This window comes from Silvibacterium dinghuense, from assembly GCF_004123295.1.
GTDB classification, from domain to species: Bacteria; Acidobacteriota; Terriglobia; order Terriglobales; family Acidobacteriaceae; genus Silvibacterium; species Silvibacterium dinghuense.
On record NZ_SDMK01000002.1, the window covers coordinates 109,313 to 134,297 of the forward strand.

The 24,985-nt window shown below is 57.0% G+C and carries 12 protein-coding genes; 7 read left to right on the plus strand and 5 right to left on the minus strand.

Annotation, left to right across the window (positions count from 1 at the left end):
* Positions 1-4 precede the first annotated feature (4 nt).
* On the minus strand, positions 5-1,234 hold the full coding sequence (locus ESZ00_RS09790) for a glycoside hydrolase family 28 protein (RefSeq protein WP_164981444.1): 1,230 nt from the start codon (positions 1,232-1,234) through the stop codon (positions 5-7).
* A 118-nt stretch (positions 1,235-1,352) separates the two neighbouring features.
* Between ESZ00_RS09790 and ESZ00_RS09795 the strand changes: the two genes are divergently transcribed.
* The 5 genes from ESZ00_RS09795 (at position 1,353) to ESZ00_RS09815 (ending at position 11,452) form a co-directional block, all read left to right on the plus strand.
* Positions 1,353-3,716: an alpha-L-rhamnosidase-related protein gene (locus ESZ00_RS09795; RefSeq protein WP_164981445.1), complete on the plus strand. Its 2,364-nt coding sequence runs from the start codon at positions 1,353-1,355 to the stop codon at positions 3,714-3,716.
* Between the two features lie 19 nt (positions 3,717-3,735).
* Positions 3,736-6,321: an alpha/beta hydrolase gene (locus tag ESZ00_RS09800; RefSeq protein WP_164981446.1), complete on the plus strand. Its 2,586-nt coding sequence runs from the start codon at positions 3,736-3,738 to the stop codon at positions 6,319-6,321.
* A 63-nt stretch (positions 6,322-6,384) separates the two neighbouring features.
* Entirely contained in the window at positions 6,385-8,037 is a 1,653-nt protein-coding gene (locus tag ESZ00_RS09805) for an MGH1-like glycoside hydrolase domain-containing protein (RefSeq protein WP_129208094.1), read from the plus strand.
* Positions 8,034-10,475 carry an SUMF1/EgtB/PvdO family nonheme iron enzyme gene (locus ESZ00_RS09810; protein ID WP_164981447.1) on the plus strand — a complete coding sequence of 814 codons (2,442 nt, stop codon included), beginning with the start codon at positions 8,034-8,036 and terminating at the stop codon, positions 10,473-10,475. Before ESZ00_RS09805 ends, ESZ00_RS09810 begins: the two co-directional genes overlap by 4 nt.
* 29 nt (positions 10,476-10,504) lie before the next feature.
* Positions 10,505-11,452 (plus strand): glycoside hydrolase family 43 protein, encoded by a 948-nt coding sequence (locus tag ESZ00_RS09815; protein WP_129208096.1) that lies wholly within the window; start codon positions 10,505-10,507, stop codon positions 11,450-11,452.
* A gap of 2 nt (positions 11,453-11,454) precedes the next feature.
* Here the strand turns inward: ESZ00_RS09815 and ESZ00_RS09820 are convergent, their stop codons facing one another.
* Positions 11,455-14,208 (minus strand): hypothetical protein, encoded by a 2,754-nt coding sequence (locus ESZ00_RS09820; protein ID WP_129208097.1) that lies wholly within the window; start codon positions 14,206-14,208, stop codon positions 11,455-11,457.
* A 2-nt stretch (positions 14,209-14,210) separates the two neighbouring features.
* A complete protein-coding gene (locus tag ESZ00_RS09825) occupies positions 14,211-15,830 on the minus strand; it encodes a DUF5060 domain-containing protein (protein WP_204520192.1) in 1,620 nt (539 codons plus the stop codon).
* A gap of 216 nt (positions 15,831-16,046) precedes the next feature.
* On the opposite strand from ESZ00_RS09825, the gene ESZ00_RS09830 reads away from it, so the two are divergent.
* Both ESZ00_RS09830 and ESZ00_RS09835 read left to right on the plus strand, forming a co-directional pair.
* On the plus strand, positions 16,047-16,877 hold the full coding sequence (locus tag ESZ00_RS09830; protein ID WP_129208098.1) for an IclR family transcriptional regulator: 831 nt from the start codon (positions 16,047-16,049) through the stop codon (positions 16,875-16,877).
* A 345-nt stretch (positions 16,878-17,222) separates the two neighbouring features.
* Entirely contained in the window at positions 17,223-20,744 is a 3,522-nt protein-coding gene (locus tag ESZ00_RS09835) for a TonB-dependent receptor (RefSeq protein ID WP_164981448.1), read from the plus strand.
* Positions 20,745-20,811: 67 nt separating this feature from the next.
* Here the strand turns inward: ESZ00_RS09835 and ESZ00_RS09840 are convergent, their stop codons facing one another.
* Together ESZ00_RS09840 and ESZ00_RS09845 are read right to left on the minus strand one after the other, a co-directional pair.
* Positions 20,812-23,391 (minus strand): glycoside hydrolase family 95 protein, encoded by a 2,580-nt coding sequence (locus ESZ00_RS09840; RefSeq protein WP_129208100.1) that lies wholly within the window; start codon positions 23,389-23,391, stop codon positions 20,812-20,814.
* A complete protein-coding gene (locus tag ESZ00_RS09845; RefSeq protein WP_129208101.1) occupies positions 23,388-24,656 on the minus strand; it encodes a hypothetical protein in 1,269 nt (422 codons plus the stop codon). Before ESZ00_RS09845 ends, ESZ00_RS09840 begins: the two co-directional genes overlap by 4 nt.
* Between the last annotated feature and the right edge of the window lie 329 nt (positions 24,657-24,985).

Consider the following 24,985-nt stretch of genomic DNA (forward strand, 5'->3'; position numbering starts at 1 on the left):
GGGCTTACTTCCTCTCCATATCGAGACCAGGCCCTTTGAGGATGCTTTCTCCGCTGGACGCAGTCACGACGAAGTCGGTGGCGCGAATTTGAGCGTACTGCATTGCTGCACCCTTTTCACTGGCGATATGAACATGGCGCAGGACGAGGTTGCGGATTGGGCTCTCAGGTAGCCCGTAAATCTCCGCGGCCTGCTTCGCACCCGTGGCACGGACGTTCTCGATCCTGAAGTCATGAAAGCGCGGCGTATGCGGCGTCATGGGTTGCGCCGTGTCTCCGTGTACGCCGCCGGTGTAGTATGCGGTGATCTGGATAGGCACCTCCACGCCAGAGAGCGTGATGGCCTTGAAGACGAAGTTCCCGATATCATTGCCGCGGCCGCGCGCGCTCTTGATGCGGATACCTTGCCGGGTGCCCTGAAAAGTGACATGTTCGACGTGCACATCGCGAACACCGCCTGCGGTCTCGCTGCCGATGGACAGCCCATGACCATTGCGCAGCGCACAATTCCGAATGGTGATGTGAGTGCTGGGAACATCGGGATCACCGCGCTCGACTAAGCCGCTCTTGATGGCAATGTCATCGTCACCGGTGTCGATGAGATCGTGTTCGATGAAGACGTGACTGCTCGAGATGGGATCGATGCCGTCTGTATTCGGTGCGTTACGTCCGGGATTAAGAATCTTGACGTTGCGCACGGTGAGGCCATCGCAAAGCACGGCCATGATGTTGTACTGCGGCGAATTCTGGATCGTTACGCCATCGATGCGAATCTTCGAGGAGTGGGTGAGGTCGAAGAGCATGGGGCGAGGTTTTTCCTTAAGTCCTGCATGGCGGTCGGATTCTTGCTGCGTCCACCAGATCTGGCCATTACCATCGACGATCCCCGCGCCGGTGAGTGCGATATCCGTCGCGTGATCCGCGTGAAGTAGTGACACGCGACGCCAGGGAGCATCCTCGCGTATTGGATAGTCGTCCATATCGGACGATCCAAGGAGCGTAGCGCCGGAGTCGAGCTGGAGCCGGACATGGCTCTTCCACTCAAGTGGCGCAGAAAAATAGGTTCCAGGTGTGAAGCGGACTGTGCCGCCTGTCTCGGCGCAGCTGTCGATGGCTTTCTGTATGGCGGCGGTGTCCTTGCTGTGACCGTCTCCAGCGGCGCCGAAAGCGCGGACGTCGCAAACCTTGCCCGAGGCATGAGCGAATGTGGCTACAGACAGGGCGAAACAGAGCAAGGCTGCCTGGCAGGGGGTAGACTTTATTTTCATATCTGAGTGTTAACTTGCATGTATGCGGAATCCTACCTGCAACACGCGGCACGCGACAAGCGGGATATTTCGGGCAGCGTGGATCATGCTGTATCTGTTGACCGTTGTCGCTTCATCTAATGCGCGGGCGCAACGTTCCATTGATCCGGCGCGCAGAGTAGTTCTGGCCGAGCCTCCGCCGAACCGGTTGCGGGAGCAGTTCGTATGGACGGCAAACGATGCTGCGGCGCTGGACCCGACGTTACAGGCGCGTGTCCGGGGGCAGAACGACAAGGTAGAGCCGCATTTCTTCCGGGCACACTTTTATGTGGAGCAGGTGCCGCGCGAGGCGACGCTGTATCTGGCCGGACCTCGGGCTGCGACTGTGTATTTAAATGGGCAAGTCGTGCTGCAGAGCACAGATCACCCAACCAGGCCGAAGGGATTGACCGTACTCCATGCCGCTGTATCCGCTGCGCTGCGGCCGGGTGAAAACGTGATTGCTATCGAAGCGATGCGTGGGCACTCCTCGCTGCACACAGGAGCGGACGCGACTATTAACCAGGTGACCTACGGAGAAGTGCTGGCATGCAAAATCGTGCCACAGTCTACGGGCATTGATGCCAAACCGCTGGTGATCTCGGATGGCTCGTGGAGGAGTGTGCTTGCCTCCGGGACAGGATGGCAGGAGCCAGGGTTTGATGACACAAGCTGGCCGAGGGTACAGGCGCTGGGCGTGCTTGGGATGAAGAGCGATTTTCTGCAATGGAATGCCGACGCCGGGCTATACACCTGGCCAGGATATGCCGGCATCAGTGACCGGCTGCGTGTGTTTTCGCTGCAGCCGGTCACCGATACTAAGTCAGCGGACGGAGAGACGGTGGACTTCGGGCGCGAGATCAGCGGGCGCGTGCGGATCACGACCCGTTCTTCAGAGCCGCTGACTGTGCAGGTGAGCTACGGTGAATCGCGTGAGGAGGCTGAACGCGGGAAGAGCTATCTGGGAACGCGGACGATGCTGATTCCCCCGCGCAGCATCTCTTACGGGCCAAAGAGCGGTTTCCGCTATGTGCGGGTCATCGCACCGCAAAGCTTGCTGCGGCGGATACAGATTGACGCACAGGGAATCACGTATCCGGTGCGTTATTTAGGCTGGTTCGAGAGCTCAGATCCTACGGTGAACCGCATATGGGAGACGGCCGCATATACAGCGCGGCTGTGTATGCAGGAGGGGATCTGGGATGGCGTGAAGCGCGATCGCGCGCGATGGATGGGCGATCTCGATGTGACCGGACGTACGATCAGCAGCGTCTTTGGCGAAGATGCCGCAGTGGAAGAAACGATGAAGGACATTATTGGCGAGCCGCCGGTGACACGAGATATCAATACAATCGTGGGCTACTCGGCATTATGGATCACAGGGCAGGCCGAGCTCTATCGCCACAGCGGAGATCGAAACTATCTGCAAGCAATGCGTGTGCCGCTGATGCAGTTGGTTAAGCGGATGGAGAGCGAAGTGGATGCGGATGGAGTCTTCCGCAATCATGAGGGGCATAAGGTCTTTGTCGACTGGTCCGAAGGGTTCAGCTCGGATACCGCAGAGTCGCGTGTGGCTACCGGCTTCGAGTTGACACGGGCCTTTGATGAAGCTGCATTCCTCTTCGAGCAGCTCGGTGACAAAGAGGAAGCAGCGCAGGCTCGCACAGAAGCAGACCAGATGCGGGCAGCTGCACGCGTTCATGAGCTGACAGGCGAGACCTTTGGCCAGAGATGGCAGACGAATGCGATGGCCGTGCTTTCCGGGAGTACCGATGCCGGCGAACGGGATGCCATCTGGGGGCAGATCTTGTCGCATATTGGCGAGGGCGATGCGGTGATCACGCCTTATTACGGCTATTACGTGCTGTCAGCGATGGCCGAACTGGGGCATGGCCGCGAAGCACTGGACTGGATGCGCCGGTACTGGGGTGGCATGCTCGAGGAAGGGGCAACGAGCTTCTGGGAGGCGTACGATCCGCACTGGCCGAAGCAGGATTTTCATGCGTATCTGCAGGCCGACGGCAAGCAGGGATATTATGTTTCGCTCGCGCATGGATGGTCGAGTGGCCCCGCGCCCTGGCTGATGGAGCGGGTGCTGGGCATTCGTCCAACCGATGCAGGCTTTCGCGAGGTGACGATCGCTCCCGAATTGGACGGGTTGAAGTGGGCACGAGGCGCAGAACCGACGCCGCGTGGAGCTATCCGCGTGGAGGTAAGCGCGAACGTAGTGATGGTGACCTTGCCTCCGGAAACGCGGGCTACAGTGCGATTGCCTTTCTCGGCAGACGCGGTTGTGAAACAGAATGGAAGGCTGTTGCCAACATGGGATGAAGCAGGCAATCAGAAGAAGATTGTGCTGGACCATGCGGGGACCTATCGCTTTGATGTGACTTCTCCGCTCGTTACAGAGGAGAAACATCACGCACCTTGATCGGCACATGAGGAAGAGGATGAAATTTGCGGCAATGCTGCTGAATGCGGTTGTTCTGGTGCTGTGCGTGGCTTCATCTGCCAGCGCTCAGCGCATTCCTGGCTACCTGTATGACGAATCGAAGATCGCGTCGTATACGATGCTCGATCCCCTGCGGATGGAGAACGGTAAGCCAGTGACAAACGCGGCGATGTGGAACGCGCAGCGCAGGCCCGAGATACTGCGGCTCTTCGAAGAGAACGAATTTGGGCGAACGCCAGATGCGGCCAGGGCCGCGGTGATGCATGCGAAGATCATCGAGCGGAACGACTATGCTCTGAACGGCCTTGCGGTGCGGGAGCAGATCGAGCTGACCTTCGATCCTGCGCCGGGTGTCACGCCTCCAGCCGAGGCCTCGCGCAGCATGCGCCTGCTGCTCTACGTGCCGCATGTCCAGCATCCCTCTCCGGTAGTGCTGGGGCTTAATTTTCTTGGTAATCAATCGGTGGTGGATGACGCCGGGATTCTACCGACGCCAGTGTGGTCGAAGCCGAAGGGAAGCACCGCTCTGGTGCATGAACTGCCTGCGGAGAGTACGCGCGGCAGTGGTGCTCAGCAGTGGCAAGTAGAGATGCTTCTGAAGCACGGCTATGGGCTGGCGACAATCTATTACGGTGATTTAGAGCCAGATTTTAAGGATGCTTCGCAATACAGCGTGCGACAGCTCTTCGATCGGCCAGGTGCTGTGCAGGCTCAGGACGCATGGGGATCATTGGGTGCGTGGGCCTGGGGATTGAGCCGGGCAATGGATTATCTCGAGAACGATCCGCTGGTGGATGCGAGCCACGTTGCGGTTACGGGACACAGTCGTCTGGGCAAAGCTGCGGATTGGGCTGCGGCGCAGGACACTCGTTTTGCTGCACTGCTCTCGACAGAGAGCGGACATGGCGGCCAGTCGATTCAGCGGCGCGCGCTAGGCGAAACCGTTCAGCACCTGGAGCATTCGTTCCCCTACTGGTTTTGTCCGGCATATGCCCAGTGGGTCGGGCACGATAACGAGATCCCCGTCGATGGAAATCTGCTGGTGGCGCTGGTAGCGCCGAGGCTGCTGTATGTGGCAAGTGCGAAGGAGGATGAATGGTCGGATCCGAAGGGGGAATTCCTGAGCGCGTTGAGCGCCAGCAGCGTCTACCGTTTGCTCGGCGAGAAGGCTCTCCCTCCAGATATCCCAATGCCGGCGGTAGATACAGCGATCGGCTTTGACGGCGATGTGGCGTATCACGAAAGAGCAGGGAAGCATGATGTGACGAGCTTCGACTGGGAGCATTACATTGTGTTTCTGAATCGCCATTGGGGCGACCCAGAAACGTTGCCAGCCGTGCCGCCGACAGGAGAAGTTCCGCCTCCTGCTGCAACCCATGCGGCGAGCAAGGTACAAATCGCAGCATGGCGCCGACAGATGCAGCATGCGCTCTATCTGCCCGGCCAGCCGCTTGCGCCGCAGACGCAGAATTTCGGCGGCAGCGAGGTGACGCCAGGTGTAACGGTGGAGAAAATCACGTACCAGACGCTCTACGGGCTGCGTGTACCGGCGGTGATCTATCGTCCGACGGTGCGTCCGGCAAGGAAGTTGCCGGCGCTCGTGATTGTGAATGGGCATGGAGGCGATAAGTCGAGCTGGTATGCCTATTACGCAGGCATACTTTATGCGCGAGCTGGAGCCGTGGTGCTCACCTATGACCCCATCGGCGAAGGCGAGCGCAATGACGAGCATAAAACGATGACCGGCGAGCACGATCAGCTGGTGTTTTCGCCGAAGAGTATGCCGATCCGCATGGGGGGCTTGATGATCGCCGATGCGATGGGTGCTGTAAGCGCGCTTGCGGCGAGGCCGGATGTGGATCGGCATCGCATCGGCATGATGGGATTTTCTATGGGGTCGTTCATCGCCGCGCTCACCGGGGCGGCGGACGAGAGAATTCATGCGCTGCTGCTGGATGGAGGTGGCGACCTGGATGGGGTCAACGGGTATTGGGATTCAGGCCACGCCATCATGTGCCAGGCGGCGCCTTACAAAGCCCTGCGCGTGCTGGGCGATCGGGGAGCCGTGCTCTATACGCTGAATGCCCGTCGTGGCGACACGTTCGTAATAAATGGGACGGCGGATACAGTCGTGGCGATTCCGACGCATGGGCCTGAATTCTTCTCCATGCTGCAGACGCGTGTGGTGGCATTGAATGGTGGCGAGAAGGGCGTATTTGCTACCTATTTCGATCCGGGTGCGAGCCACCGTCCTTCGTGGATGACGCCCACGGCGGCAGCGTGGCTGCATGCGGAGCTGAGGTTTCCCGCGTGGCGCGGCAAGAAGATAGGCGTCATGCCGACGGTGACTATCCGTACCTGGGCTGCGAAGGTTGGTTATGCTCTCGGCAAGAGCAGTGGACGCGAAGATCGAGACGCCGGAATTGTGGCCCTCGAGGCAGGTGTGCCCTTGCTTACCGCGGACCAGCTGGATGTGTTTTCGCCTCCGGAATGGGAGCAGAGAAAAGCAGAGCTGATTTATGCCTCCTGGCTGGGCCGGGCAGCGCAGGCGGCTACGGCAAGCACTTCCAATAATGGACGTTAATTTTCATTTATGGTTGCCGACTCTCGTATCATTTCGCTATAGTGGCACCGTCTGAACTTCGCCATGTCCTGCCATCGCGTGCTCCTTATCTGCTGCTTTCTTCTGTTGCCGCTGGTTCCCAGTAGCACCTGGGCTGAGACTTCGGCTATGGTGCTGCAGCCTGCGGATTATCGGCACTATGTGGAGCAATTCGAAGCCGATGAGCGGGCCGCGACGGGGAAGGTGTATGACGGCGAGCCTCAGGCAGACGGCCTTACACCGGAACCAGCGTGGGCGTGGATGGAGCGTGAGCTGCCCTGGTTCGACAGCTCTGACAAGGCCGTCGAGGAGATGTACTACTTTCGCTGGTATGCATGGAAGAAGCATCTGGTGAAAACGCCGCATGGCTATGTGATCACGGAATGGTTGCCGAAGCCGGAAGTGAAAGATGGCAGCTATGGTGCGCTGCCGGATGCGGCTCCGTTTCATCTGGATGAAGCGCGCTGGCTGCATACGCGGGCGATTGCGGAAGACGATGCACGGTTCTGGTTCCAGCCTGAGAACGATGTACGGAAATATTCCGACGCCATGGCGACGGCGGTGCGATCGGTCATGCTCGCCAATGGCGACAACGCATTGGCGACAAGTCTCCTGCCAGAAATGAAGCGGGTATACGGGGATTGGGAACGGACGCAGCAGGACTCGAATGGGCTGTTCTGGTCGATCGATACGCGGGATGCGATGGAGAAGTCGATCAGCGGTGACGGTTACCGACCCACTCTGAACAGTTACATGGAATCCGACGCGCGGACTATCGCCGCAACCGCGCGGCTGGCGCATGACGAAACAACAGCGCGCGAGTATGAGGCCAAGGCAGACAAACTACATCAGTTGATTGAGACTGTGTTGTGGAATCCGAAGGATGAATTCTACGAAGTGGTTTCCCCGGCAAAGGATTCGGGGATTCGCGCTCAGAAGAAATTTGTGGATTCCGGAACGACGATGCAGTTCTCCGGCGTGCGTGAGTTAATTGGTTATCTGCCGTGGGAATATAGCGAGCCGGCGCAGGACCATGACGTGGCTTGGAGGCAACTCTTCGCCCCGCAGGGCTTTGACGGGCATTACGGCGCGACCACAGCGGAGCGCCGCAGTCCGCGATTTCGTTTCGCTTCCTCCGATCAGTGCACATGGAACGGACCGGCATGGCCGTTCGCGATGACGCAGACGCTGCAGGCACTTGCATCCTATCTCGATGGAGCAGGCAAGCACGTATTGGACGGTGCGGACTACATGCGGCTTTTCGATCGCTATGTGCTGGCGCAGCACATCAAGCTGAAAGATGGCCGCATGATCGATTGGATCGATGAGGACTATGACGCCGACACGGATGAGTGGATTGCGAAGCGGATGCTGATCGAGAAGAACAAACAGGTGGGACGTGGCAACTATTACAACCACTCCGGCTTTGCTGATCCGCTGATTACAGGAGTTATCGGGCTGCGGCCCAGGGCTGATGACCGCATTGTCGTGCAGCCGCTGGTGCGCGCATGGAGCTACTTTGCCATCGATGCGTTGCCTTATCACGGACATCTACTGACGATTGCCTGGGATGCGACCGGCAAGCGATACAGGCATGGCAAAGGCCTGTGGCTGGCAGTCGATGGCCGCATCATAGCCCGGCGCACAACCTTGGGCACACTCGAAACACGCTTGAACGCAACCAAGGAGAAACGATGACGCTGGCTGTAACACGGATGGGCCGTCTGACTGCCTGTTGGGGTACAGCGCTTCTGTGCTGCCTGGTCGCAACGGCTCAGAAGGATGGCGTGCTGGCGCGGATGGCTGGTGAAGCCCCGGTAATGGCTGCGAATGGCGTGCCGGCAACCGTGAATATTCCGGCGGGAAGCTTTGAGATGGGCGCGGATGGTGAGACCCTCGATGCTTCGATAACAAAGGGCTATGGCGTGATGTCGTCACGTCCGAAGCATGGAGATTTCGATGAGAAGCCGGCGCACCGAGTAAGGATCACGCGCAGCTTTCGCATGAGCGTCACACAGATTTCTCCTGAGGAGTATGCGCAATTTGATCCGACGTACAAGGCTCATGCCTCAACGCCCGCGTACGCGGCTGGTGTGAGTTGGGATCAGGCTATGGCGTACTGCCGCTGGCTGAGTCGCAAGACGGGCAAGCCGTGGCGGTTGCCGACAGAAGCCGAATGGGAGTATGCAGCACGCGCTGGCGGTACAAAGATCTACGGCGCAACAGATTCGCCGATGCCAGTGGATCAGCCGAATGCTTTCGGCGTAAAGAATATGGAGGTGGGACGCCCGGAATGGACTCTCGATTGGTACGGACCATACCAGCCAGAGGAGATTGCGGATCCAACCGGCGTTGCGAGCGGTATGACCAAGGCCATCCGTGGCGGCGGTCTCGACTGGCGCCACACGGCGACGAAGACCTCACCCGATCTGGATGTGCCGGCAACCGCTTCGTATTTTGATCGGCCGGCAAATCGCGCGAGCCTGCCGCCCACGTATAAATCGGACACGGGTAACGTGGGCTTTCGTGTTGTGCAGGCAGCGATGCCGAAGGTGAATACGACGCCACCTCGTCAGTATTTCTTTATGTCGGCAGTGAAGCAGCGGTCGCTGGCAGGCGGTCCGGCACGCTCCCAGAGCGTGGATACGCCGGATGCATCGACGCCAATCTATCGCACGCACGAGCTGTTTCCGGATCTCGGCGGGAAGAGCATGATGGGCATCGGTTGGCGCCTGGGCATCGCTGAAGGGATCGGCGTGAATTATCACAACTCCGCCATCCAGGTACTGCCCAATGGCGATCTGCTCGCGGCGTTTTACAACTCTCCGGATCATGAAGACGACCCGGACCAGACGATTATGACGATGCGCCGTCGTGCCGGAGCGAACGAATGGGATATGCCTGAGCCTTGGCCGATCTTTGCCGATGCGGGGCTCGCCGGACCAGTGATCTGGAACGATCCTGCGCATCAGCAGCAGGCGGGTGGCAAGGTCTGGTTCTTCTGGGGATTCGCAAGGCTCATCGGTGCCCCTCCATTTGCATGGGCTACGAGCGACGACAACGGTGCGACATGGAGTGCTGCACATTTTCCGGCATTCCCGCAGCCGATCGGGCGTTATGTTTCACAGCCAATCAACTCGATCGTACGCGGGCCGGATGGTGCGATTTATATGCCCACCGATTCGACTGGAAGAGACTCCGACGGCAATGGCTCTATCAGCGCGGTATGGCGCACGGACGATGAAGGCAAGAGCTGGGCCGACACGGGAGGACGCACAGCGGGGCGGCACACCACGATCGTGTTTGCTGAAAACGGCGACTTGCTGGGCTTCGGCGGAAAGAATTCGAATATCGATGGCCGCATGCCGCTGGCAACATCGAAGGATGATGGCAAGACCTGGGTCAAATCGAAGCTGCCTTTCGATCCTTTGCTCTCCGGCGAGCGCCCGAGCGTGATCCGGCTGAAGAGCGGACGCTTATTTTTTGTTGCCGACAGAAATCCGAATCATCAAAAGCATGTCCACAAGGATGGTGCCTATGTGGCACTCTCTGACGATGATGGAAAAACCTGGGCGGTGAAGTCACTGCCTGAAAACATCCTGACGGTGGGCTACACCACGGCTACGCAGGGACCGGACGGCATGATCCACATCGTAACAACAAAGAACACGGTGAATTACGAGATCGAGCTGAATGAAGCCTGGGTACTGGATAAATCCGCAGGCGAAGAAAACGCAGAGCCAGAGCAGGTAAAGGACCGCAAGAGCTATACGGAACGCTATCCGGGAGGCCACGTGAGGGCAACGTGGAGCGTTGGTCGTGCCGTTGATGGTCGCTTACTGCTGGATGGGGCAGAGAAGTTCTTCTATCCGGATGGAAAGCTGATGTGGGCGGTGAATTTTCGCGCAAGTGAGAAGACAGGCGAGGAACGATGGCTTCGTGAGAATGGCACGCCGATCTGGGTGAAGACTTATGCAGAAAATGGTATGTGGACCTGGGAGAACTTCGACGCGTCGGGCAGGCGCATCGCCATCTCGCATTGGAAGGGCAAGCATTTGCTGAGCAGCGATGTGCCCGATGGCCCTGTGGATAAGCTGCCGGGGGTGGATAAGATGCCTACTCCAGAAGGGATGTAAGCGTGAGACGGAGCATGCAAATTGGCGCGATGCTTCTGGCTGCAGTTGTGCCGGCAATGGCGCAGGCGCTGAAGGCCGGTGATCCATATGTCTTTGCTTATTTCAGGGAACCGGGTAATCAGGGCATCTACTTTGCACTGAGCCGCGACGGTTACCACTACACTCCGCTCAACGATGGGCAGCCGTGGATTAGACCCACGGCTCCGGGTGAGATCATGCGTGACGTCTACATCACGCGGAATCCGGATGGGCACGGCTTTCGGATGGTCTTCACCTGGGCCTGGCACGGAGATTCGATCGGTGTAGCAAGCTCAGATGACCTGATGCACTGGTCGCCGCAGCGTGATGTGAAGATCATGAGCGATTTTCCGTCGGTGCAGAATACGTGGGCTCCGGAGACTTACTGGGATGTGAAGAAGAAACAGTGGCTGATCGTGTGGGCAAGCTCGTTTGCGGCCGCATCGGGGAGCAAAGATAAGGGTGAGGGGCTTCGTCTGTGGTCGTCATGGACACGCGACTGGCAGAGCTTTACGAAGCCGGAGAAGTTCTTCGACCGTGGCTATCCGGTGATCGACGCCACCATGTTTCATCGTGAAATGCATGGGAAGAAAGATGTGGTGATGGTTTTTAAGGATCAGACGACAGACCCGTTGCGCTATAACGAGCGGTGGGTAGCCGGCCCGACAGTGGCCGGTCCCTGGGGCGAAGCTTCGGGGCCAATCAACGAGAGTTGGTCCGAGGGGCCAAGTGTGATCCATGTGAAAGACAAATGGGTCGTCTTCTACGATCATTACCGCTCTCCCCGGGCACGCTTCGAAGCGGTCGAGACCTCGGACTGGATTCACTGGGAAAGCGCGGATGACGCCATCGATCTTCCCGAAGGTTCGAAGCACGGCAGCTTCTTCCAGGTGACGAAGCAAGAAGCGCAGCGGCTGCTCAGCCGCCACGATACTCCATCTGTTGCAACGCAGCCCTGAGGCTAATCCTCGAAGAGCCAATCCAGATTCGGTGGCTGCTTGCTGTTCGGGTCAAAGGCAACGTGCGGCGTAACGTGCGTATCCGCTGGGATGAAGCCCAGAACAACATAGGCTCCTTTGCCCAGGTCGAGATCGTTTTCACCAGCAGGAAGTGGTTTTGCCCACACGCTGATGGGCAATCCCTTCTGCTGTGCGACCGCATCGGGTAGCAGGATGTTCCACTGCTCAGTATCGGGTGAGACATTCATGGCCTTGCGCGAGTTCGACTTAAAGAAGCCGACAAGAATTTGTGCCGGGTGATCGAGGGTAAAACGGATCGGTGTCTCCTGGTGGATGGAGAGCCGGATGCCCTTGAGGCCGTCGAGTTCAGGAGAGAGTGCGGTGATTAGCTCCTGCTGGTCGGTGTAAAGGCTCACACCTTTGTTTACGGTGAAGACTTCACCGCCTCCGCCGTCGAGAGTGAATCCAACCTGCGGCAAAGGCCCGTTGCTGTGTGCAGTTTCAACCGCCGACCCGGAGGCCAGCGCGCTGAGGCGATGATCGAAGATGGCAAGCTCTTTTTGATAGACAGGCAAAAGCTCGCGCCAGTGATTCGTATCCGGGCCGCCGCGCACGGGGATCTGCCGCTGCGAAGTCTCCATGCCGGCCGCGTTGCGATACGTGTGCTCCGTGAGGCTGGAGAGTTCTGCAAAGTGCTGCACGCTCTCGGCCAGCAATGGCTGCGCCGCGGTGAGGTGTGCCACATTGCGGTCATAACCGTAACGCATCACCAGTGCAGCTGCCTGCACCTTCGCGTTGTAGAAGGCCATGAGCGCTGCAATGCAGCGCATATCGTTTACCACTCTCTCATACTCAGGCTGCGCGGAGGCCGCAATGCCAGGCGATGCAGCTTCTGCTTCTTTGACCGCTTTCGCAGACTTTTCAGCTGCGTCAGCTGCAACGCTCAGTGGGCTTTCGCCATGATGCTTGCCGCCATTGATTTCATTTGCTACCCACTCATTTAGCTCCTCACCGTCCGGAGCATCAGCAGTCCAAAGCGTGGTTGCTGGATTAAATCTTGCAGCATCGATGAGCTGCGGCATGGTCATGCCCAGCGAGAGCACCTCACGATTTCCTTCGGTAATGCCGAGGCGGCGGATAACCTCCGGAGCTGCCACGCCGGAATCTTCATACGCTGCCAGCAGGTCGCGTCCAGCATCCAGTTGAGCCGCTGTGTAGTCGTGCGGTTGGGCCGTGAAGGTGTCCAGGCTTTCGAGACCGACGACTGTGTCGCTATGTCCCTGGGCATCGATGCCGCCGGGCACGGCAAACCGGCGTGTAAACTGCTCCGCCCAGTATTGCTGTTCCATTGCCGGATCGCGTTCCGGGTTCCAGGCATAACGCGCCCAGCTGGCAAACCAGATCCAGTCGCGGTCTGTCTGTGACAGTAACGGTTCCGTATTGTCTGCGGAAACAGGCCAATCCCAGTAGCGCAGGGGATAGACATGCACGCCGCCGATGCCGAGACGCACAAAGTTGATGGCTGTCTCGCGTACAAAATCGGGATCGCCCCAACGGAAAGGCTCGAGGTTCGATAGGAGATGCATGTTCACGATGGTGTCGTTGGAGTTGGCCACCATCATCTGGAATTTCTGCCGGACGCTGCCGCGGATGTTGGTCCAGGTCAACGACTCTCCATTCCATTTCCACATGCTGTCGATATTCGAATAGAGCGGTTTCGCATCGGCGAGGACTTTGTCGATATCTGTGGCGTGCGCACGCACTACGATGGGCGGCTGCGGAACAGGATGGCCGACGGCCTTTTCTTCTTCCGCAAGGCCGTCGAGCACGCCAGGGATGATTGTTTTCGTCAGCCATTCAGGTCCGTAGTGCGGGCCCATCGCCTCACCGAGCGTCATGAAGATGCCGACGTTTGGATATTCGCGGATGAACTCGGAGATGCAGTAGCGGGTGTATTCGCTGGCGAGCGGGCTGGGAGCAGAGAGGTGATAGGGAAGGTTGTGCGCGCGAGCGAAAGCATGCGAGAGGTGGATGTTGTAGAAGCCCTGCAAAATCCAGATGCCACGCTTGTCGGCTTCTTTCGTGAGCCAGCGGAACATGGCAATGTTTTGCTCGAGTTGTGCATCAGGAAGCTCCTGTGCCTCCGGATATTTCGATAGCTTCAGCAGAGAAGTAAAGGGATGTCCGTTCCAGAGGAAGAGCGCATTTGTGCGCTGTTCAGCTAACTGATCGAGATAGCGAGTCCACGCAGCTTTGTCGTAGAACCAGGGAAAGCTCTGCGGTGTGTAGGGGTAGTCGTATTCTGCGCCGTCGTATGTAATTTCAGGTTTCTGCAGTCCGATGACGGCTCCACGAATCTTGAGCTGGGGATGGTCTTCGAAGTCGAGCTCACGCGGCAACGCGTGCTTCGCATGGATGCGGTCGATCAGCTCTTCCGTGCCATAGAAAACACCCGAAGGGTCATAACCGGCGACGAGAATCGTGTTGCCGATGCGCCGGAGAATAAAAGCTTCTTTCGCGCCGGGCCACAGGTCGGGAATTGTTTTGTCATAGCGGAGGAGCAGCGCATCATGTCGCGTAGCGAGCAGGATCGTCTCACGGCCAGGCAGGCTGGATACCGCATCGTGAAGAAGCTCAGCAGCATATTGCTCACGAGGTGTGGCAGTAGCGGAGATCTTTATTTGCGGTGCGGCATATGCTGCAGAGGTAGAGCAGGCTGCGGCGAAGAAGAGAAGTATGGCACGGTGCAAAACCATCGTCAGTCCTGCACCTCTGGTGTCGGAGCTTTGCCGGTGGGTTTGCCGATCACATCGGATATCTTGCGAAAGAGAATGGCCTGATAAGGGCGGTTAGGGAGTGCGACGCGCGACTTTCCGGAGAACATTCCGTCAAGCTTAGTCTGCGTCATGGCATAAGGATCGATGAGCGTTGCTTCGAAGTTAGCCGTGTTGGGCAGGGGAAATTCATAACGCGCGGGGCGATGGTAGTCGAAGTACCACAGGTACAGTTCATTTGGGGTGCCGGAGCAGAGGTAGTACGAGCCTTCATATTCATTCAAGCCAACCTGCGTATGCGCGGCAACCAGGTCATGGAGAAAGTGAATCCGGGATGCGGATTCTCCGCGAAGACGTCCAGCGTCGGACCAGCTCGGCTCATGCGCATGAGGTCCGTTCTCATCGGCGATGAAGACTTCTCCATGCGTTGCGTAGACACCCCGCACGGCAGCAAGCCAGAAGCGTCGGGTCATCTCTTCCGCAGAGAGATTCCCCCAACGCCGTTCCACGTCGCCTTCATACTGGATTTCGTCATAAATAATGGGCTTGTTCCATGCCGCGCGGCGCTCGGCAGACTTCTCGAAGTCATAGCTCTGCAGGCTGGCATGCGTGCACCAGGGTTTCGAATGGTCATAGATGACGGCAGAATGATGGATCGAGCGTAGATGGCTGTATGGATCTTCGGCTTGCACGATACGAAAGAAGCGATCCCAGTCGGCGGTGGTCTTGGACTTCACCAGGTCATACTCGTTGGCGATGGACCACCAGACATTGCGATATGCCGCGAGGCGCGCGACAACATAGCGCAGGTAAAAATCATCGACCTCGGACGGCATAGCCTTGTATCCCCACGCATCGTAAGGATGGAAGAGGATACAGTCGGCCTCGATGCCCGCGGATTGAAGCTCGACGATGCGTTTCTCGAGCAATTGGAAGTATGCAGGGTTAAAGCGCGCGTAGTCATTTGTGCCGCCGCGACTGTCTGCCGCTGCGCCGGTATTGGGAAAAGGAAGAATCTGAGCTCCCTGGCCCAGGGGCTTGGGCAGCACACAGGCGCGTGTTTTGTTGAAAGCCCCTTTCATGCCGGCAAGCGAATCTGCGGCGTGTGCATCCCCGGTGAAAAAATAGGCGTAGGTTGTGGTGCCGAAGGGGAAGTATGGTGTGCGATCGGCATGGAGAAAGTGATAGCGGTGCGCAGTCGTTACAGGGCCGTGATTCTCGGGGGAAGGTGCGGTGCAGTCAAAGCGGGTGCTGTGGCCGTTGAGTTCCTTTGACGAGCTAGCAGTGACGCAGCTCCACGGCCCCTGCATATCGGGCATAAATCGGACCTTGTAAACGCCATCTCCGTCGTAGAAGCCCTTGACCTCAACGGTGCGATGTTCATGAGTAAAAGCGGCGCTGAATGTGACATCCTGGAACGGGTTGCCCGAGGCTGGGCCATGCAGCGCGAGTTCGAAGAGCCCCCATTGTTCAACCCTCTGCAGAGTGTCAGGAGAAGGAGAAGCTGTGGATCGGGTTTTCTCCGCGCTTTTGGCGAAAGCTGCCGGCTGCAGCGTGACGGCCATTGTGGCCGCGCCAAACTTGAGCATCTCTCTTCGATCCATCTTTCCGTCCATCCCTGCAATTTGTCCCGGCACATGTCTTTCCGCCGCCGTACTGGACGCATTGAGTTCTAACGGAGCTGAGAAAGCAAAGTCAATATATTTTGGAAATTAATGACGATAAGCGAAAATATTCATCGTGCCCTACAATATCGCACAAGCATCTACCCGGTTGAAGGCAGGCAAATACGCTGTGCTCCTTCGCGACGAGAGTGACGTATGAAGAAAACTGAAAGCAAATCGAAGGCTGGAATCCGCAGACGGGTTCCCAAATGGGCGATGACGAACACGGAGACCGCGCCGGATGACGATGCTTATTACCTGCGATCGATCGGCCGGGCTCTCGATGTCCTGAATTGTTTCGACGGGCAGACTCCGTTGTCGTTGAAGGAGATCAGCATGCGGGTGGGATTACCGGAGTCCTCGCTCTTCCGCGTGTTGCGAACGCTCGAAAAGCATGAGTATCTGCAGCAGTTCCGCGATGGCACCTATCAATTGTCGCCGCGGCTGATCTTCGGATGGCTCGTGCGGGCTGCTGACAAAGTGCGGGATACGGCGCGTCCTGAGCTGGAACGCCTGGTGAACGCGTTCAATGAAACAGCGAGCCTGGCGTATTTATTCGATGACCGCATTCACGTGCTCGATTGCATGGAGACCTTCCATGAGATTCGCATGACCAATAAAATCGGGCGCGTGCTTCCGCCACATTGCTCTGCGCTGGGCAAGGCCATTACCGCGTTCCAGGAGCGCAGCCAGGCAGATCGCTTGCTTGAGGTATACGGCTTGACGCCACGTACCGAGCACACGATCACTGATCGTCAAAAGCTCTTCGCGGAGTTTGCGCACGTACGCAAAAGTGGTGTGGCCTGCGATCGCGAGGAGTCTATCCGCGGCGGTATTTGTTTTGCGGCCGCAATGCATGCGGAGAATAAACCGGTCGTCGCTGCCATCAGTTTGTCGACGCCGGCGATTCGCATGGATAGCAAGCGTGAGCTGGAGATTCAGGCTGCACTGCTCGAAGCAGCTCAGAGCATCGCTCGCAAGCTATAGTCGCGGGTGGCTTCATATCCTCGTTCTAGCTTTCTGGAGAATTCCGCCAAACGGATTTTCCTATGCAGTGGCGGTCTTCAGCCTGAAGACCGCCATCGTGCCAATTAGGCTTTTCTGCCGAAGATATTTATTTTCAGTGTTTGAAATCCCTCCTCTCGCCGGTACCCGGCATTTGTCTTTGAATTTTCAAGTTCTCCATAAATGTCGCTTGACATTCGTTTGCTCCGTAAACTATTTTCGCGTCCGATCAATAATTTTTACTTTTCAAGTAAAGCGGAGTTTCGCATGAAAAGGCACATGACTCATCTTTCGGCGAGTCTTGTTTTTCTCACTTGTGGATTGGCTATGGCGCAGGAGGTTCGTTCCACTATCGCAGGTCATGTTTCCGATAGCACCGGGGCGCGTGTTCCAGGCGCGCAGATCACGGTTCGAAACACGGACACCGGGGTGGTTACGACGGTAAAAACGAACGAAACAGGCGATTACACGGTTCCATTCCTGCAGCAGGGAACCTACGACGTGATCGCAAGCGAACCAGGATTCAAGGCTACGCATTATGCGGGGTTGCTGCTTTCAACCGAGCAAACGCTGACCGAGAATATCGTTCTTGCCATCGGTAACGTGAGCGAGACGGTGACAGTTGCCAGCGAAGGTGCGCTGATCGACACCGCCACAGCAGAGACGGGACAGACTTTGACCGCGAAAGAGGTAGAAGATCTACCGAGCAATGGCCGCTCGCCCCTGGGTTTTGCGCGCGATGAATATGGCGTGGTCTCCAAGGGTAAGCATTCGCAGGCGCAGACAAGGCCTTTCGACAATAGCGCGGCCGACGACTTCTCCCTTGGCGGAGGCAACTCGGCGTCGAACGAACTGCTGTTGAATGGTGTGCCGAATATGCAGGACTCAAGCCGCACGGCAGGTTATAGCCCGCAACTTGATTCCGTGGATGCAGTCCACGTGGACGAATTTACTTCGGATGCCTCCTTTGGTGACACCTCTGGTGGCACGGTGAACATCACGACCAAGCCTGGAACCAATACCTTTCATGGGAGCGCATCAGAATACTACTCAGGCTCCCGTCCGTTGACCGCGGAGCCCTATTTCACGACACAGGGTGCGAGCGTGAGCTCGACGCATTTCAACCAGTTTGGCGGAGCTATTGGCGGGCCGGTATATATCCCACATGTTTTTGATGGACATAACCGGGTTTTCTTTGAGTATGCGTTCGAAGGCTACATCGGAGCACTCCCTTCGACCTTCATCGGTAGCGTGCCGACTGAGGCCGAGCGGAAGGGCGACTTCTCGTCGCTGCTGGCTGTCTCGCCGGAATATCAGCTTTACAATCCGTATGATGTGACAGCCACAACCGCGAATGGCAAGACAACTTATACTCGTGCGGCGATCAATGACAATATCATGTCCAACGCCGGGCTCTCGGTAAACTCGGTCGGTGAGAACTATCTTGCCTTGTTCCCATCGCCAAACTATAGCGGACCGTCAACCAAGGATGACGGCACGAATAACTTCTTCGCAAGCGATCCGACGCAGAATAACTACAAGTCCAATGCGCTGCGCGTCGATGTGGCGATTTCACAGGCGAATAAGATTTATGGGGAAGTGCACCGCAGCACCTCCTACACAAATCAGTCGAATGTATTTCACTCGATTGCGACTGGAACGAGCGCAGAAGTGCTGCTGTGGGGCGGCTCGATTGATGATACTCACACCTTCAACAGTACGACCTTTTTGGATACGCGGCTTGGCTTCAGCCGCAGCATAAACAGCTCAAACCCAAACAGCTATGGCACGGACCCCACAACGCTGGGCTTCCCGTCTTATATTCGTGGCGATTCGACGGCGTACGCCATTCCGCGGCTGACATTCTCAGATGATGGATATAGCAATATTCCGAGCATCAGCAGCGAGCCTGGAAGCACGGCGTCTTACGATAGCATTCAACTCTTCGCCAGTTTAAACAAGTCGATTGGCCGGCACACAATCAAGATCGGTCCAGATATTCGAGCGAATAAGGACTCGGTGTTATCGCCTGGCAATGCGGATGGCGACTATAGCTTTAGTACTGGTTCAACAGACTTCCTGACCAGTGGATCTACTGGAACAGTACAGCCCTTCGGCAGTACTTTTGCCATGCTCTATCTTGGACTACCGAGCAGTGGTTCTTACGATGTGAATACCAAGTTCCAGTACAACAACTGGTATAACGCGTTATTCATTCAGGATGACTGGAAGATCCGCCCGAACCTCACGGCCAGCCTCGGGCTCCGTCTCGAGCACGAGACGCCAGTGAACGAGAGCAATAACAAGATGACCACGGCATGGGATCCGAATGTCGAAAATGCATCTTCATCGGCTGCCGCAGCAGCCTATGCGGCCGATCCTTCGCTGCTGCCTGTTGCTGACTTCAAGCCGACCGGCGGGTTATATTATGCCAACAGCAGCGACCGGCACGCGTATCATACGGCGCCGTTGTACCTTGGGCCCCGTCTTGGCCTGGCCTACTCGCCTGAACTTACACACGGCACTACGGCCATCCGTCTGGGCTGGGGGGTGTTCGAAAATCCGTTCAACAACTATTACCAGGGGCAGACATACGGTTATTCGCAGACGACCAGCATGATCGTATCGAATGACAGCAATCAGACGGTCGCAACGACTCTGTCCGATCCCTTCCCGACAGCCAGCAATCCTATTGTTCAGCCGGCAGGCGCCGCGTGGGGCATCAATACGAACCTGGGTAGCAAGATGGTGTTTTACGGCAATATCAAGGTCCCGTATGCGATGCGTAGCAGCCTGGACATTCAGCAGCAGTTTGGAAAGAACTGGATGCTGGATATCGGCTATATCAATACTCACCAGGTGCATCTCTCTTATTCGAACACGATTACAGGTGGATCGGGATCCGTTCCTGTCTCCTATCTCAGCCGGTCGCGATATTACGATGCAGCGCTCACGGCAGAGTACAACACTACGGTCGCCAACCCATATAAAGGCACGCTGGTAGGGCCTGGAGCGACGACAGGGATTAACACCGCCTCCACACTCTCGGTATCGCAGTTGTTGTGGCCTTATTCCGAATACAGCAGCGTGACCCAGCAGCTGGTCCCGTATGGGAATGCAAATTACAACGCATTGCTTATTCGTCTCGAAAAGCGCATGGCAAATGGGCTTGATCTGGATGTGAACTATACCTATTCGCGCAACCTCGGCGCAGAATCGCAGCTGAACACCGCTGGCGCACTCTGGTATGGAGAAACAGCCTCGGATTTCCCACACAGCCTGCATCTCACGGCCATCTACCAACTCCCGTTTGGAAAAGGGCGCGCCTTCCTTGGTAACGCATCGAAGCTTGTAGATGAAGCACTTGGCGGATGGGAGCTGAGCACAATCTATAGCTTTGACTCGGGTACTCCGTATAGCTGGGGCAATGTGATTTATAACGGCAACTGGCACGATATCGATAACAATCCGCACAACGCCAAGGGAGAGGCTTTCAATACGAAGGTCTTTGATACACGTACCTGCGAAAACGGTACGACTACCTGCAACAATACTGTCGGATCGTCGAGTTACAACCCGAGCATTCAGCCGAATGCTTATAACAATCGCACCTTCCCGCTCTATGCGTGGAGAGCCGATCCAACCAATAACTGGGATTTCTCGATGCTGAAAAACTTCCGTATCCACGATCGGTTGCAGATTCAGCCTCGCATAGATGCTTTCAATATCTTTAATCGCGTGCAGTTCAGTGCGCCAAACTTGAGTCCGACCTCATCGGCCTTTGGTACGATTACTGCTCAACAGAACACGAATCGTCAGCTGCAGGGCGGAATTCATATCCTGTTTTAAAAACATTTACAGCAAAGCAGAAGGCCCACTACATGACGGGCCTTCTGCTTTACGGCGGAGATAACTGTTAAACAAAGGTAAGCCGATAATGTTGCCCGGCTTTAACCGATAGCGATGGGAGCAATTCTGACGATGCACGGAATGGATGCCCATTGATGGATGCAACAGATTCTCCGGCAGGCAGCTGCAAGCGGTAAACATGATCGAGGGTTGCTCGGAAGGTCGCTGCGGTCGCCTTGCCGTTGGTCCATTGCAGATCGATCTCAAGGCCGCCGCGAGCACGCAAGCCTCGAAAATTGCCATTGGGCCATGCGGATGGGAGAGCAGGGAGCAGACGCAGTGTCGTCTCTGTCCCCTTATCACTGCTGCGTGCATCGAGTGGCGTGTGGCCATGCGATTGTAGAAGCATTTCGATAAAGCCACAGGGCGCACCGAGATTGCCATCGATCTGAAATGGCGAGTTCTCCTTCAGGCCGCAGACGTCGAAGAGATTTGGACGAACAGACTGGCGAAAGAGTTCGCGGATATTTGCATAACAGGCCTCTCCATCCTGAAGGCGTGCCATGCAGTTGATGATCCAGGAACGTGACCATCCAGTAGAACCTCCACCCGCAGCGAGTCGTCGGTCAAGAACGAGACGGGTGGCACGGGCAAGTTCGGGTGTTTCGTCAGGTGTGATCTGGTCTTCGGGGAAGAGCCCGAAGAGATGCGAGATGTGGCGATGGCCTGGCTCATGGTCTTTGTAATCCTGCTGCCATTCCTGCAGTCGTCCATCCTGGGCAATCTGATAAGGCGGGAGCTGTACAAGCGCTTCTCTTGCGCGCTGGAGGATTTCAGTATCCTTCGCAACAAGTGCGGTGCTCTGCAGGCAAGTCGCCGCCTCAAGCAATCGAGAAAACACCGCACGTGTAATAGCGATGTCCATGGTGGGCGCCATGCAGAGGTTGTGGCTTTTGCCGTCGGGAAGCTCGTAGGCATTCTCTGGCGAGCAGGAAGGGCCGGTGAGAAGATGTCCGGTTTGCGGGTCGCGGACGAGATAGTCGAGAAGGAACGCAGCATTCTCACGTAATGCGGGATACGCTTGCTCCGCGAGGAAACGCGCATCTCCGTGAAATGCATAATGCTGCCATAGATGCAGCGAAAGCCAACTGCCCCCCATCGGCCATACACCGCCGCCGAGCCCGTCGATGGGGCAGGCGTCGCCCCAGATATCAGTGTTGTGGTGCACAACAGCGCCGCGTGCATGATACATTGCGCGCGCAGTGCGCATGCCTTGCGGGAGCGTGGCATGAAGGAGATCGAAGAGGGGAAGCTGTAGCTCGGCGAGGTTTGCCGTATTGGCGAACCAATAGTTCATCTCCGTGTTGATGTTGATGGTGTACTTCGATCCCCATGGCGGATCGATGCTTTCGTTCCAGATGCCCTGCAGATTTGAAGCGAGGGTGCCTGGACGCGAGCTGGAGATGAGCATGTAACGCCCATATTGAAAGTAGATGGGCAGAAGATGAATATCTTCTCGGCCCTGCTTCATGGCATTTACACGTTGATCGGTCGCTACCGCTGCATTTGGATCTGGACCGAAGTCAATCGAGGCTCGGCGGAAATAGCGGCGATGATCGGCAAGATGCCAGCTGCGGAGTTCAGCGTAGGAGCGGTGCATCGCCGCTGAGAGATTGCGATCGACAGCGGCACGCATGGCCGCCTGATCTCCTGTAAGAACATCCGCATCCACGCCGGAAGATCTTCCGGTATGTGCGGGATAGCGATAGCTGGTCGCGCAATCAAGCAGCAGGGTTACGGCGTTAGCACCTGTAACCTGGAGTATGTTGCCCGCAGCGACCATGGAGCTGCCACCGTCGCAAATCACGCGAAGCTCGGAGAGGAAGCGAACCCCAGTCGGATGCTCCTTTACTGCAAGGCCAGGATTGTCATGGAAGGGAAGCGCCTGGCCGGTCATCACGAGACTGTGTGAGGAAGCCGCCTCAACCGAAAAACTCTGCGGGCGATCGAGCGTGGCATGGAAGGACAGGCTGGCTGGCCTGCTTGTGGTCAGGCGGATAACGAGAACCTGGTCTGGCGCAGAAGAAAAGACTTCACGACGATACTCGATCCCTTGATGCGTGAAGCGCGTCGTGACAATAGCCGTGTCGAGATCCAGGTCGAGACGATAGGCATCGACTGCGGAAGCATCGGTGATGCCGAGTGGAGAGAAGTCGAGATGAAGATCGCCGAGCGTCTGATAGCAAGGCATGCGCCGCGGGAGAGCTAGGACATCACGGGTCGCAAGAGCTTCAGCTGCTGCAATATCTCCCTGGAAAAGCAGCTCGCGAATCTTCGGAATCGCTTCGGCTGCGGCAGGGTTGGTGCGGTCGCGGTTGGGTTCGCCATCCCAGATGGATTCTTCATTGAGCTGAATCCGTTCGATGGCAGGGTTGCCGAAGACGACCGCACCGAGGCGCCCATTGCCGACGGGCAGTGCATCCGGCCATTTTGATGCCGGTTGTGCAAAGTGCAGCGTGTAAGGGCTTGGGCTCTGCTCTTCTTTCGTTGCGAGAGCAGAGGCCAGTCCATGGCTGATGGGCGCTGCAAGCACTGCCGCGCCACCAAGGAAGCTGCGTCGGGATAGATGGGGGATGGAATGTTTCATGCTTTTTTGAGCGCAAGACCGCGAAGTGCGTAGGTGTTTGCTGTATACGGAGACGCAGTTACAGACGATTTGTATGCATCATGTGTCTCAGATATTTCGATCCCATCCTTCGCCGCGAGGGAGGGAGCGTGCAAGACTGATCTCTTTGCCGCAGCGATGCCGGCAGGAAGTGAGAGCTGAGTCTCATGAGCTGTGGAGTTTACGATGACTAATTCATGCTCTTTGGGATGTGCGAAGGTAAAAGCCTCTACATTGGCTTCGGTTCCTGCCAGACGTGTAGGGATCATCGAAGCGCCGGCAAAGCGTGCGACGAAACGGATGCCGAAGAATTCCGGGCGACGCGTGAAGCCGCGTGAGGGAGCGCCGACAATAGGAGAGTAGATGCCGTTGCCACCGCCATGAAGATTGACCCCTGCCCATCCCCGCTGCATACAGCGAAGGATGTAGCCTGCAGACCAGAGCGCAGAGGCATATCCATCGGATATGCCCGGCTGACCGCCATTCCAGCAGGAATTGCCTTCAGACATGCGATAGGGAAGATGCGCGAGCCGACGTGCATCTTCGATAACAGAGAGATCGCGGTTCTTGAGCGTGCTTGAAACCGGATCTTCGCTGAGCAAATTATCGAGCGTGGCATGAGGGCTGCCCGCAGGGCCCATGGCATAGTAATGGCTGGTGAGGAGGACCACATCGGGATGATGAGGAGCTTCCTGCGCGAAGGCCGTCAGATAGGAGAGCTTGTTCGATATGTCCGGTCCTGCAAAGCGTGCACCGGGCGCAGCATGCGCCACTCTGTCACGGAAGTGATTCCACTCGGCAAGATAGTCGGCAGGAGTATAGGTGGCAGGGCGGTAGCGATTGCGAAAGCTGTCTGGCTCATTTCCTATCTGAAAGGCTAGGAGCCGTGAGCCAAGAATGCGCTGTGCCGCGGCAGCCTCGCTCGCCGCATTTTCCGCTGTTCCGCGGCCTAAATTTAGCCCGTAGAGGCAACTCCATCCAGTGGCATCGAGAAAGCCGCGCAGTTGATGCAGTGCGAGAGCTGTGGTGATCGTCCCCGTCTTGACGGTCTTTGAGGTGTCGGGTCCGAAGGCTTCGAAGGGTGGTGGAGCCGATGGATTCTCTGCTGAAAATGTTGTGAACTCGCTCGAACCTCCTCCGATACGTAGGTTCCCCGACCGTGAGAGCTCACGGAAGAGCGCAATCAGTTTGTGATTCTGCGGCGAAAAGAAATCAGGATTCGCAAGCTGGGCACTTTCATAAGACAAACCGATAAAGTCAGTGGGAACTGTGGGCGAGGGGGAGTCGGGATCAAAGACAAGAGACGGTTGTTGCGGGGATTGGGCCCTGGCACAGCGCAGAGCAACCGCAGAAGCAGCAAGCGAGGCAAGAAAATGGCGGCGATTCATGAGGGTATAGGGCAAGAGATGCAATGTATCCGCATCGCTGCAGCACAAAAATCAGCACCACCTGTGTATCACTTCGTTATGAGAAATTGGAAGCTTCATTGCGGAAGCTCAGTATCAGCGATTTGTATTCATACGCGTGTGTTCAGAGCTGCTAAGGAGAAAGACAGAGGCCGCGCTGATGAAGCGCG